This is a genomic window from Streptomyces ochraceiscleroticus (genome assembly GCF_000720485.1).
GTDB lineage: Bacteria > Actinomycetota > Actinomycetes > Streptomycetales > Streptomycetaceae > Streptomyces > Streptomyces ochraceiscleroticus.
On record NZ_JOAX01000020.1, the window covers coordinates 185,716 to 197,676 of the forward strand.

Here is an 11,961-nt window from a genome sequence, read left to right on the forward strand (position 1 = left end):
TTTGGGATGGAACGGGCCGCACGACCCGGGGGACGGCCCGAGACGAACGTTTTTCAGCCAGGTGCGGCGCCGAGGACGGATCCTAGGAGCCCGGGCTGACGTGGGGGAAACTCCGGGCGGTACGAACCGCAGGAGGACGGACAGGACACCCCAAATGTCCGCACCGCCCGGAGGCTCACGTGCCGGTGAGGTGTTCCGGACGCACCGGCGTCTTCGTGAGTGCCAGACCTGTTGCCGCCCGGATTGCGGAGAGGACAGCCGGGGTCGACGACAGAGTCGGCGCCTCACCGATGCCACGCAGCCCGTAAGGCGCGTGCTCATCGGCAAGTTCGAGGACATCCACCGGAATGGTGGGGGTGTCCAAAATCGTGGGGATCAGATAGTCGGTGAAGGAGGGGTTGCGTACCTTCGCGGTCTTGGGGTCGACGATGATCTCCTCCATGACCGCCACGCCCAGGCCCTGGGTGGTGCCACCCTGGATCTGGCCGACGACGGACAGCGGGTTGAGCGCCTTGCCGACGTCCTGCGCGCAGGCCAGCTCGATGACCTTGACCAGGCCGAGCTCGGTGTCGACCTCGACGACCGCGCGGTGCGCCGCGAAGGAGTACTGCACGTGGCCGTTGCCCTGGCCGGTCTCCAGGTCGAACGCCTCGGTGGGGCGGTGCCGCCACTCCAGCTCGACCTCGACCGACTCCTCGCCGAGCACGTCCACGATGTCGGCGAGCACCTCGCCGCCGTCGGTGACGACCTTGCCGCCCTCCAGGAGCAGCTCGGCCGTGGCCCACGCCGGGTGGTACGTACCGAACTTGAGCCGGCCCTTCTGCAGGACCTGCTCGCGCACCGCCTCGCAGCTGTTCTTCACCGCGCCGCCGGTGACATAGGTCTGCCGGGACGCCGAGGTGGAGCCGGCCGAGCCGACCTGGGTGTCCGCCGGGTGGATGGTGACCTGCTGGACGCCCAGCTCGGTACGGGCGATCTGCGCGTGGACGGTCACGCCGCCCTGGCCGACCTCGGCCATCGCGGTGTGCACGGTCGCGACCGGCTCGCCGTTGATGACCTCCATGCGGACGCGCGCGGTGGAGTAGTCGTCGAAGCCCTCGGAGAAGCCGACGTTCTTGATGCCGACGGCGTAGCCAATGCCGCGGACGACGCCCTCACCGTGGGTGGTGTTGGACAGGCCGCCGGGCAGCGCGCGGACGTCGGCGCCCTCGGTGGTCTCCCACTGGTTCTCCGGCGGCAGCGGCATGGCCTTCACGCGGCGCAGCAGCTCGGCGACCGGCGCGGGCGAGTCGACGACCTGCCCGGTCGGCAGCAGGGTGCCCTGCTCCATGGCGTTGCGCTGGCGCAGCTCGACGGGGTCCATGCCGAGCGCCTTGGCCAGCTTGTCCATCTGCGCCTCGTACGCGAAGCACGCCTGGACCGCGCCGAAGCCGCGCATGGCGCCGCAGGGCGGGTTGTTCGTGTAGAGCGCGATGGCCTCGATGTCCACGTCGTCGACGACGTACGGGCCGACGGCGAGCGAGGAGGCGTTGCCGACCACGGCCGGGGAGGCGGAGGCGTAGGCGCCGCCGTCCAGCACGATGCGGCACTTCAGGTGGGTGAGCTTGCCGTCCTTGGTGGCGCCGTGCTCGTACCAGAGCTTGGCCGGGTGCCGGTGGACGTGGCCGAAGAAGGACTCGAACCGGTTGTAGACGATCTTGACGGGCTTGCCGGTACGGAGCGCCAGCAGACAGCCGTGGATCTGCATCGACAGGTCCTCGCGGCCGCCGAAGGCACCGCCGACGCCGGAGAGCGTCATACGCACCTTCTCCGGCGGCAGGCCGAGGACCGGCGCGATCTGCCGCAGGTCCGAGTGCAGCCACTGGGTCGCGACGTACAGGTCGACGCCGCCGTCCTCGGCCGGCACCGCGAGGCCGGACTCCGGGCCGAGGAACGCCTGGTCCTGCATGCCGAAGTCGTACTCGCCGGTGACGATCACGTCCGCGCGCTTGGCGGCCTCGTCGGCGTTGCCGCGGACGATCGGCTGGCGGTGGACGATGTTCGGGTGCGGTACGTGGCCCGCGTGGTGGTCCTTGCGGCCCGGGTGGAGCAGCGGCGCGTCCTCGGCGGTGGCGCTGGCCTCGTCGGTGACGACCGGCAGCTCCGCGTAGACGATCTTGATCTTGGCGGCGGCCCGGCGGGCGGTCTCCGGGTGGTCGGCGGCGACCAGCGCCACCGGCTCCCCGTGGTGCCGCACCCGGCCGTTGGCCAGTACCGGGGTGTCCTGGATCTCCAGGCCGTAGTTCTTCACCGCGGTGGGCAGGTCGTCGTAGGTGAGGACCGCGTAGACACCGGCCTGGGCGAGCGCCTCGGAGGTGTCGATGGAGCGGATCTCGGCGTGCGCGACGGTGCTGCGCAGCGTGAAGCCCCACAGCATGTCCTCGTGCCACATGTCGGACGAGTACGCGAACTCGCCGGTCACCTTGAGCGTGCCGTCGGGCCGCAGCGTGGAGGCGCCGATGCCGGCCGGGGTCGTGCTGCCCTGGGTGAGGTTGGTGGGTGTCCGGGTGACTCCGGCCATGGTCAGGCCCCCGTTCCTGCGGTTTCGGACTCGCCGCGGGCGGCCGCGAGGCGGACCGCGTCGAGGATCTTCTCGTAGCCCGTGCAGCGGCACAGGTTGCCCGACAGCGCCTCGCGGATGTCGGCGTCGGAGGGCTGGGTGTTGCGCTCCAGCAGCTCGTCGGCGGCGACCAGCAGGCCGGGCGTGCAGAAGCCGCACTGGACGGCGCCCGCGTCGATGAACGCCTGCTGGATGGGCGAGAGCTTCACCTGCTCACCCGTCTGGCTGTCGCCCGTACCGGCGGGCTTGGCGGCCCAGCCCTTCGCCTCGTCCAGCGTGGTGCCCTTGCCGCCGCAGACCCCCGCACCGCAGCCGCCGTGCTCCGCACGCTGCTGGGCGAAGTCGGCCAGCCCTTCGACGGTGACGACCTCGCGGCCCTCGACCTGCCCGGCCGCGACCAGGCAGGAGCACACCGGCACCCCGTCCAGACGGACCGTGCAGGAGCCGCACTCGCCCTGCTCGCAGGCGTTCTTGGAACCCGGCAGGCCCATCCGCTCGCGCAGCACGTACAGCAGGCTCTCGCCTTCCCAGACGTCGTCGGCCGTCTGCTCGCGGCCGTTGACGGTGAACTTCACGCGCACTGTGCGCCTCCTTGTGCTGTGCGGCCGTCGCCGCGGTAGGACTCCCAGACCCAGCCGAGCGTGCGGCGGGCCATGATGCCGACCGCGTGCCGGCGGTACTTCGCGCTGCCGCGCACATCGTCGATCGGGTTGCAGGCGCCGCTCGCGAGCTGGGCGAACTGCTTCGCCACGGACACCGGAATCGGCGCGCCGGACTCCCAGTGGCCGCCCTCCTCCAGCGCCGCGGCGAGGAAGGTCTCCGCCTCCTTGGCGCGTACGGGGGTGGGCGCGGCCGAGCCGATGCCGGTGCGGACCGTCTTCGTCTCCGGGTGCAGCGCGATACCGAACGCGCACACCGCGATCACCATGGCGTTGCGCGTGCCGACCTTGGAGAACTGCTGCGGCCCGGTGGCCTTCGGCAGGTGGACGGCGCGGATCAGCTCGTCCTGCTCCATGGCGTTGCGCTTCACGCCGAGGTAGAACTCGTCGATGGGGATCATGCGGCGGCCGCGTACCGACTCGACCTCGATCTCGCCGCCGGACGCCAGCAGCGCGGGGTGCGCGTCGCCCGCGGGGGACGCCGTGCCGAGGTTGCCGCCGACGCCGCCGCGGTTGCGGATCTGCGGGGAAGCGACGGTGTGCGAGGCGAGGGCCAGGCCGGGCAGCTCGGCGCGGAGGTTCTCCATGATCTGGGTGTACGGGACGGAGGCGCCGAGCCGTACCGTGTCCGCTCCGGTCTCCCACTCCCGCAGATCACCGATGCGGTTCAGATCCATCAGGTACTCGGGGCGGCGGTGGTCGAAGTTGATCTCGACCATCACGTCCGTGCCGCCCGCAATCGGCACAGCGGTGGGGTGCTCGGCCTTCGCGGCGAGCGCCTCCTCCCAACTGGCGGGGCGAAGGAAGTCCATGCGTGGCTCTCTTCTCCGAAGTCGTTCATCGGTCGTTCATGTTTCAGTTACGCGATGTGACCCAGTACACGTGCCAGGCACGCGCCCGGTGCAGTCACCGAAACCATGAAGCGGTTGGCTGGCCAGGCCAGCCGTCTTGTAGATTCGAACGAAAAGCGGGGCACGGCAACCTCGCGGTATTCCACCGGCAACACCAGACAGAAAGATCGGCGGGCAACGTCATGCGGCTCCGCGCACTCCTGGACACCGACTCCCTGGGCCTGCGGCTGCTCGGGGGCGAGGACGAGCTGGACCGAACGGTCCGCGGCGTGATGACCACCGACCTGCGCGACCCCAGCCGCTATCTCTCGGGGGGCGAGCTGGTGCTCTCCGGGCTCGCCTGGCGGCGCGAGCCGGCGGACTCCGAGCCCTTCGTACGCATCCTGGCCCAAGCGGGGGTGGCGGGTCTGGCGGCCGGCACGGCGGAGCTGGGGCCGGTCCCGGACGACCTGATCGCGGCCTGCGCGCACCACCGCCTGCCGCTCTTCTCCGTCACCGAGGCGGTCTCCTTCGCCTCGATCACCGAGTACGTCGTACGGCAGGTCTCCGGCGAGCGGGCCGGCGACCTGGCCGCCGTCGTCGACCGGCACCGCCGCCTGATGACGTCGGGCCCGGCGGGCGGGGGCCCCGAGGTCGTCCTGGACCTGCTCGGCTCCGACCTCGACCTGCGCGCCTGGGTCCTCTCCCCCACCGGACGGCGGATCGCGGGCGCGGCACCCGGCGGCGACGCCACGCCGGCCGGGGACGCGGCGGTCGGCGCCCGGCTGGCGGGCGAGCACCTGGCGGCGGCGCGCAGCGGGCGGCGCAGCCCGCACCGCGTCCTGCTCGGCAACAGCACGTACTCCCTCTTCCCCATCCGCAGCGGCGGCCGCGACCTGCGCGAGACCGTGCTCTCGGACTGGCTGCTGGCCGTCGAGGCGGACGCCGGCGACTGGCCGGCGGAGCGGCTGGACCTGCTGCAGGGCGTCACGCAACTGATCGCCGTGGAGCGGGACCGGCGCGACGCGGCCCGTACGGTGCGCCGCCGGCTCGCGCAGGAGGTGCTGGAGCTCGTCCAGACCGGCGCCCCGCCCGCCGAGATCGCCGCCCGCCTGCGGGTCGCCGCGCCCGTGCTGCTGCCGGGCCTGGGCACGGCGCCGCACTGGCAGGTCGTGGTCGCGCGCGTCGAATGGGACGGCGGGGAGCTGCCCGGCGGCCCGGTCGCGCAGACCCTCCTCGAAGAGATCCTGGTCGACCCCGGCAGCGCGGGCCCCGACCCGGCGGACCGCATCGCCGTGGCGCACACGGGGGACGAGGCGGTCGCGCTCGTACCGCTGCCCGCGCTGCACGAGGACGACTCGGACACCAAGGCCGAGGGCCTGCACGCGGAGTCGCTGCTCCGGGCGGTCCAGGAGCCGCTGGCCCGCGGGCTCGCCGACGACGGCCGGCTCACCATCGGCGTCAGCGCCGCCGTCCATTCGGCTGAGGGACTGCGCGGCGCGCTGGAGGAGGCCCGGCACGCCCGCCGGGTCGCTGCCGCCCGGCCCGGCCCGGTGTGCGCCGCCGGCCACGAGGAGCTGGCCTCCCACGTCCTGCTGCTGCCCTTCGTGCCCGACGACGTGCGCCGCGCCTTCACGGCCCGGCTGCTGGACCCGCTCCGGGACTACGACCGCCGGCACCGCGCCGAGCTGATCCCCACACTGGAGGCGTTCCTCGACAGCGACGGTTCCTGGACCCGCTGCGCCGGCCGGCTGCACCTGCACGTCAACACCCTCCGGTACCGCGTCGGCCGCATCGAGCAGCTCACCGGCCGCGACCTGTCCCGCCTGGAGGACAAGCTGGACTTCTTCCTGGCCCTGCGGATGACGTGAGCGCCGCTCGGCCGGCCGTGCGCATCCTGTGATCACCGCTGGCCAGCCCCCGCGCGCCCGGTGATCACGGCTCGATAAGGTTTTCCCATGGCGATGACGAACGGGCCGGAGGCGGCCGCCGAGCCGGACCCCGCGGAACCGGCGACTCCGGCGGCCCCGGTCTGGCAGCCGCCGAGCGAGGTCGAGCAGCAGCTCCACGACGCGAAGACGCGCGGCGACTGGCCCGCGTACTTCGACGTACTGGCCCGCAACGAGCTGTTCATCGCCGACTCCCGGGCCGCGGCCGACGCCCATCCGGGCACGGTGCGCTTCCAGCCGTACTGGGACCAGCGCACCGGGACGCCCTGCCTGGCCGCCTTCACCATCGGCATGCTGCCCGCGCCCGTCGAGGACCCGGTCTTCTGGTCCGGCTCGCTGGACTGGTACGCGCGCAACTGGGAAGCGCACGACCCGCCGTGGCTGGCCGTCAACCCCGGCAGCCCGTGCGAGGCGTACTTCCCGACCTCCCCCGAGCACCGGGCCGTGTGGCAGCGGCACGCCGCGGCCGCTGCCTCCTCCGACGAGGAGGGGATCAGACTGCGGGCCCTGCACGTGGGCGGGCCGCTGCACGGTCCGGTGGCGCACGGACTCGCCTGCGGGGCTCTGCTGTTCGTCAGCAACGGCCGGCCGTGGAACGCCATGGCCCACCACGGCCGGGGCTACTACCCCGAGAAGAAGCAGCTCGCCGAGTTCTGGAACGTCACCGACCGCGCGACGTGGCAGCAGGCCCAGGAGCGGCTGACCGCCGCCGACATGGTCAGCGAGGTATGGGAGTTCGCGCTCGCCGTGCGGCGCTCGCTCGCGCTGGACTTCGCGGGCGCCGTGAGCGTGGACCACTGGCGCGGGGTGGCCGAGCGGGTGCTGCGGCACAACGCCGAGAAGGGCGCCGAGGTCAAGCTCACCCCGGAGGGCGTGACGAAGACCGAGCCGCCCGGCGAGGCGGAGGTCGCCTCGCAGGTCGCCGGGGTGCAGCGGCTCATCGGCCGGATCGCACGGTACGAGGCACGGTTCCGCGCGGACGGCGTACTGCCCGAGGGCAAGTTCGTCCGGTCCGTCGAGGCATGGGACTACGGACGCGCCTCGGGCATGGCCCGCTGGGGGCTCGGCGCGCGCTACTGCACCCTGCCGGAGGCGGAGCAGGCCGTGCTGCGCGCGGGCGCGGCCAGCCGGAGCGCGTACCGCTCCTGGGAGGACTTCTCCGCCGGCTTCATCCTCGGCCGCTGCCTGCAGTTCGACGAGGAGGAGTTCGGCCACTGGTACGAAGACATGGCCACCGCGCACCACATCCTCACCACCGACCCGGCCAGCCCGTGGTTGAACATCCCCTGGGAGTAGGGCGGAGCGGTCGGCGCCGGGGATGATCTCCGCCCCGCCGACGGGCACTCCGCACCCCCGCGATCCGGTGGTCCGCACTCCGCCACGCGTCCACCGCCGCCTCCGTCACCGGGACCGGGCGCCGGGATCAAGGGGCGGGCGGCAAAGGGCGCACGGCGCGGGGCCGACCGCGCGATTCCGGATCACTCGTTCGAGCGGCTTTCGCGCGCTGTCGCGACGGCGACCGAAGCGCCAGGTCAGGGCGGCCGACGACCGATCACCGCCTGCGCACCCCCCTGCCGGGCAGCCATGATCGGCTTCTCTAGCGCCTCAACTCCGCGCCGTACACGGCCCGCCGGAGATTGTGAAATCATTCACCCAGCCCCTTGGCCCCACGCCGACATTCGTGCTGAGATTCGCCCACTGCTTCCAGTCCAGCTCAAAGGTGCGCTCGGGGAGGGCAATGTGGCGGACACCGCCATGCCGGAATCTGCCGAAACCAACGGGTCCGAAGGATCTGTCGAACGACTGCCGGTGCCGGGAGCACCGGTGACGGGACTGCCGGCGGCCAGGACCGCCGGCCCGGCCGCGGACGGGACCGGGGACGACCCACTGGACCGGGCGGTCTGGCGGCTCCGGTCCCGCGGCTGCTGGGAGGACGCGGCCGCACTGCTCGCACCACACGTGGCGGCCCACCCGACCGCCGCTCTCCGCCGCGCGGCGCTCCTCGTGGAGCGTTGCATGTTCACCGGCACCGGCTGGGCCGAGGCCGAGGACGCGCTGCGGTACGCCGAGGCCCGCGCGGGCACCGACGACGAGCGCGGCGACGCGGCCTGCGAGCGCGGCCATCTCGCCTACGCCGCCACGGTCCTGGGCGTACGCGACCGCGCCGACGAGGCCAGGGCGGCGCTCGGCCGCGCCGCGGCGCTGCTGCCACCGGCCGCCGAGGGGCGCGCGCTGCTCGACTTCCGGCGCGGCCTGATGGCCGAGCACATCGCCGACAGCCCGCAGTCCGCGCGGGCCGCCTACCGCCGCGCACACGCCGCGGCCACCGCGCACGACGACCCGCTCCTGCTCTCCTTCACCTGGCGCCATCTGGCCGGACTCGCCCTGCGCGACGGCGAGTTGGCGGAGGCGAGGCACGGCTTCACCGAATCCCTCCGCATCCGCGAGGAACTGGGCTACCTCATCGGCACGGCCCCCGCCCTCGCCGCCCTGGCCGACGCCGCACCGGAAGAGGACGCAGCCCGCCTCCGAGCCGAAGCCGCCCGCCTCTTCCGCCTCATGGACGGCGTGCCCACGTGGCTGGCGGATCATCTGACGACGGCGGCGTAACGGTCGGCGCCTCACCGGCGTAACGACCGGAGCCTCAACGGAAGAAACGCGAGCCTCAGTGGAGGAAGCGGTTCCCCGTGAGGTGGTCTCGGGCTATGCGTTCGGTGAGGGGGAGGTCCTGGGCCTGGAGGGCGTCGAGGAGGGCCATGTGGTCCGAGGCGTCGGCCAGGAGGTCGGCGACGCCGACCCTCGTGGCGGCGCACGGCCAGGTCGTGCGGCGCTGTACGTCGTCGGCGACGAGAGTGAGCTGGCGGTTGCCGGTCAGGGCGAGGAGCGCGCGGTGGAAGGCGCGGTCCGCCTCCGCGTAGGCCACGCAGTCGCCGTGGCCGGCGGCCGTGACGGTCGCGGCGGCCAGGGGGCGCAGCTCCTCCCAGCGCTCGGGGGGCAGCGTGCGGGCCAGCCGCAGTACGGCCGGTACCTCCAGCATGGCCCGTACTTCCCCCAGCTCGGCGAGGTCGCGGGGGGTGCGCTCGGCGACCCGGAAGCCGCGGTTGGGGACCACCTCGACCGCGCCCTCGACGGCGAGCTGCTGCATCGCCTCGCGGACCGGGGTCGGCGACACGCCGAAGCTCTCGGCGAGCGCGGGCGCCGAGTAGACGGCGCCGGGGGCCAGCTCGCCGGAGAGCAGCGCGTCGCGAAGGGCTGACAGGACCTGCGCGCGTACGGAGTGCCGCTGCGGCTTGCGTACGGACGGCGCGGCGGAGGACTCGGCCGGGGCGGCGGACGGCGCGGCCGGGGCGGCGACGCGCGGCGCGGCGGAGGGTGCTGCGGGCGGGGCCGCTACGGCGTGGGTGACGGCGCCGTCGGCGTCGGCCGGGTGCCGGCCGCGTACCGCCTCGGGGCGCCCCTGCGCGGGCACGCGCGCGCGTATTCGCGGCGGCTGTTCCGCTCCGCGCTGCTCCATGGGGTACCTCCTGATGTCCTTGAGCACCATAGGCGGCCCCCGTCGCAGTTCAAACCTCGGAGAGTTCCGCTAAGGTAAGCCTTACCTGCCAACGACGCGATTCGGTGGTCCTCCGCATGCCTGCTTCCGTCCTCGCCGCCCGGCCGTCCCCTTCCCCCGTGACCGGCGCCTATGCCCGGCTCACCGAGGTCTTCCCGGGGCTGCGGGTGACCGAGCTCGGGCCGCAGGACGCGGCGCCGACGGGCGAGGACTGGACGAGCGCGGCGGAGCTGGCGGCCGGCGGCGCGGCCCTGGACGCCTTCCTGGCCTGGGACGACGCGCAGGTGATCAAGAACTACGGGAAGCGCGCCCGCCCGGACGTCGTGGCCAGCTTCGGTCTGCACCGGTATGCCTGGCCGGCCTGTCTGCTGATCACCATGCCGTGGTTCCTGCACCGCCGGGTGCCCCGGCTGCCCGCCGGCGCCGTCTTCTTCCCGCGGGAGCTGGGCCACGCGGCCGTACGCATCACGTCCTTCGCGTGCCTGCCCGACGACCCGGCGGCCGGGCTGCCGGGTGCCGTGGTCGTGGCCGACGAAGAGGCGCTGCGCGCCGAGGTGCGGGCCGCGGTCGCCGAGCACCTGGGGCCGGTTCTCGACGGCTTCCGGCCCCGCGTGCGGCGCGGCCCGCGCGCCCTGTGGGGCATGGCGACGGACGAGATCGTCGAGGGACTGTGGTACCTCGGCCACCTCCTCGGCGAGGAGCCGCGCGCCGTGGCCGAGGTGGCGCGGCTGCTGCCGGGCTCGACGGCGCCGTACGTCGGCGGCGCGGGCTTCCGCGAGCTGACCGGCCCGGCCGGCGAGGCGCTCCCGACGCGGGACCGCGCGAGCTGCTGCATGTTCTACACCGTGCGCCCGGAGGACACCTGCGTCACCTGTCCGCGTACGTGTGACGCGGACCGGGTCGCGCGGCTCACCGCGAGCGCCTGACCCGAGCGCTCCGCTCCCCCGCCACAACGCTCTACTCCCCCGCCACCCGATCGAGTGGCGGAAATCGAACTCAACTGCCGCCGCCCTCAAGGCTGTGCGAACAGTTTGCCCCTCTCGGCGGGCCGGGGCGCCTCCTTGGCGTCCTCTTGCCCCGAAAACCCCTGCCGTACCGGCCGACTCCGCCAGGATGTCGCGCGAAACGCGTACCGCGATGCAAGGGGTCCCAGATGAGAATGACGGACATATCGCTGGACTGGCTCGTCCCGGGAGCCCTGCTGCTCGTCGGTGTCACGGCAGCCGTGGCGGTGGTCCTGCGCGGCAAGCAGAGTGCGGACAAGGCGGCCGACGACTCCTGGGAGCGCAGCGAGGAACGCCGGCGCCGCAAGGAGGCGGTCTACGGCTCGGCGTCCTACCTGCTGCTCTTCTGCTGCGCCGCGGTGGCGGCCGCGCTCTCCTTCCACGGCCTGGTCGGCTTCGGCCGGCAGAACCTCAACCTCTCCGGGGGCTGGGAGTACCTGGTGCCGTTCGGCCTGGACGGCGCCGCGATGTTCTGTTCCGTACTGGCCGTGCGCGAGGCCAGCCACGGTGACGCGGCGCTCGGCTCCCGGATGCTGGTGTGGACGTTCGCGGGCGCGGCCGCGTGGTTCAACTGGGTGCACGCGCCGCGCGGTTTGGACCACGCGGGCGCGCCGCAGTTCTTCGCGGGCATGTCGCTGTCGGCCGCCGTCCTCTTCGACCGGGCGCTCAAGCAGACCCGCAGGGCGGCACTGCGCGAACAGGGTCTGGTGCCGCGGCCGCTGCCGCAGATCCGGATGGTGCGCTGGCTGCGTGCCCCGCGCGAGACGTTCGCCGCCTGGTCGCTGATGCTGCTGGAGGGCGTGCGGAGCCTGGACGAGGCGGTCGATGAGGTACGCGAGGACCGCCGCGAGAAGGAGCAGACCCGGCGGCGCCGGCGCGAGCAGGACAAGCTGGACCGGGCCCGGGTGAAGGCGCTGAACCGGCAGCACCGGTGGGGGCGCGGCCCCCGTCAGGTGCCGGCCGCGGTGACCGGACGGCCGGTGGCGCAGCAGGCCGGAGCGCCGGCGATCGAGGCCCCTGCGGGCGAGGGCCGTACGGCCGGAGACCATACGGCCGGGGGGCAGGGGGCCGACGGGCAGGCGGTGGAGGCGCCGCCTCCTGCCGGGAGCCCGGGCATGGAAACGGAGGGCGGCCGGCTGCGGACCCGCCCCACGCTGAAGGCCGTGACCGGCCGCGCCGATGGCGGCGCCGAGCGGTCGGGCCGGCGGACCGTGGACCTCACCGCCGAGGACGACACACAGACGATCCCGCGACTGGACTCCCTGGAGGAGAAACTCGCCGAGATCGAGCGGCAGTTCGGCTGAGCGAGCCGAAGGGACCGTGACAGCAGAGCGGCGGGCCGCCCCCTGAAGGGGCGGCCCGCCGCA

Annotated in this window: 9 protein-coding genes; 5 read left to right on the forward strand and 4 right to left on the reverse strand. The window is 73.5% G+C overall.

From position 1 onward, the window contains the following. Window positions 1–175 precede the first annotated feature (175 nt). Genes IG84_RS0124080 through IG84_RS0124090 form a run of 3 tightly spaced genes read right to left on the reverse strand, consistent with a single transcriptional unit; the run spans window position 176 to window position 4,070 of the window. Window positions 176–2,560: a xanthine dehydrogenase family protein molybdopterin-binding subunit gene (locus tag IG84_RS0124080; protein WP_031061011.1), complete on the reverse strand. Its 2,385-nt coding sequence runs from the start codon at window positions 2,558–2,560 to the stop codon at window positions 176–178. 2 nt (window positions 2,561–2,562) lie between these two features. Next, window positions 2,563–3,180: a (2Fe-2S)-binding protein gene (locus IG84_RS0124085; RefSeq protein WP_031061013.1), complete on the reverse strand. Its 618-nt coding sequence runs from the start codon at window positions 3,178–3,180 to the stop codon at window positions 2,563–2,565. Then, window positions 3,171–4,070, reverse strand: a complete 900-nt coding sequence (locus tag IG84_RS0124090) for an FAD binding domain-containing protein (RefSeq protein WP_031061016.1) — start codon at window positions 4,068–4,070, stop codon at window positions 3,171–3,173. Before IG84_RS0124090 ends, IG84_RS0124085 begins: the two co-directional genes overlap by 10 nt. Before the next feature lie 221 nt (window positions 4,071–4,291). Here IG84_RS0124090 and IG84_RS0124095 point away from each other — a divergent pair, with 221 nt between their 5' ends. The 3 genes from IG84_RS0124095 (at window position 4,292) to IG84_RS0124105 (ending at window position 8,647) form a co-directional block, all read left to right on the forward strand. Continuing rightward, window positions 4,292–5,959 carry a PucR family transcriptional regulator gene (locus IG84_RS0124095; RefSeq protein ID WP_031061019.1) on the forward strand — a complete coding sequence of 556 codons (1,668 nt, stop codon included), beginning with the start codon at window positions 4,292–4,294 and terminating at the stop codon, window positions 5,957–5,959. 87 nt (window positions 5,960–6,046) lie between these two features. Then, the gene (locus IG84_RS0124100; protein WP_382467525.1) at window positions 6,047–7,333 is read left to right on the forward strand and encodes a DUF1266 domain-containing protein; all 1,287 of its coding nucleotides are present in this window, start codon (window positions 6,047–6,049) and stop codon (window positions 7,331–7,333) included. A gap of 459 nt (window positions 7,334–7,792) precedes the next feature. Continuing rightward, window positions 7,793–8,647: a hypothetical protein gene (locus tag IG84_RS0124105; RefSeq protein ID WP_382467526.1), complete on the forward strand. Its 855-nt coding sequence runs from the start codon at window positions 7,793–7,795 to the stop codon at window positions 8,645–8,647. Window positions 8,648–8,702: 55 nt separating this feature from the next. Here the strand turns inward: IG84_RS0124105 and IG84_RS38165 are convergent, their stop codons facing one another. Then, window positions 8,703–9,551 carry a GntR family transcriptional regulator gene (locus tag IG84_RS38165; protein WP_037800792.1) on the reverse strand — a complete coding sequence of 283 codons (849 nt, stop codon included), beginning with the start codon at window positions 9,549–9,551 and terminating at the stop codon, window positions 8,703–8,705. 116 nt (window positions 9,552–9,667) lie between these two features. Between IG84_RS38165 and IG84_RS0124115 the strand changes: the two genes are divergently transcribed. Both IG84_RS0124115 and IG84_RS0124120 read left to right on the forward strand, forming a co-directional pair. Next, a complete protein-coding gene (locus tag IG84_RS0124115; protein ID WP_031061032.1) occupies window positions 9,668–10,516 on the forward strand; it encodes a (2Fe-2S)-binding protein in 849 nt (282 codons plus the stop codon). Between the two features lie 227 nt (window positions 10,517–10,743). Then, on the forward strand, window positions 10,744–11,898 hold the full coding sequence (locus IG84_RS0124120; protein ID WP_031061035.1) for a DUF2637 domain-containing protein: 1,155 nt from the start codon (window positions 10,744–10,746) through the stop codon (window positions 11,896–11,898). Window positions 11,899–11,961: the final 63 nt, after the last annotated feature.

Bases quoted from the DNA above. Each gene is read 5' to 3' on its own strand.
- IG84_RS0124115 (WP_031061032.1), top strand. From the start codon at position 9,668: ATGCCTGCTTCCGTCCTCGCCGCCCGGCCGTCCCCTTCCCCCGTGACC.
- IG84_RS0124120 (WP_031061035.1), top strand. From the start codon at position 10,744: ATGAGAATGACGGACATATCGCTGGACTGGCTCGTCCCGGGAGCCCTG.
- IG84_RS38165 (WP_037800792.1), bottom strand. From the start codon at position 9,551: ATGGAGCAGCGCGGAGCGGAACAGCCGCCGCGAATACGCGCGCGCGTG.
- IG84_RS0124105 (WP_382467526.1), top strand. From the start codon at position 7,793: ATGCCGGAATCTGCCGAAACCAACGGGTCCGAAGGATCTGTCGAACGA.
- IG84_RS0124100 (WP_382467525.1), top strand. From the start codon at position 6,047: ATGGCGATGACGAACGGGCCGGAGGCGGCCGCCGAGCCGGACCCCGCG.
- IG84_RS0124095 (WP_031061019.1), top strand. From the start codon at position 4,292: ATGCGGCTCCGCGCACTCCTGGACACCGACTCCCTGGGCCTGCGGCTG.
- IG84_RS0124080 (WP_031061011.1), bottom strand. From the start codon at position 2,560: ATGGCCGGAGTCACCCGGACACCCACCAACCTCACCCAGGGCAGCACG.
- IG84_RS0124090 (WP_031061016.1), bottom strand. From the start codon at position 4,070: ATGGACTTCCTTCGCCCCGCCAGTTGGGAGGAGGCGCTCGCCGCGAAG.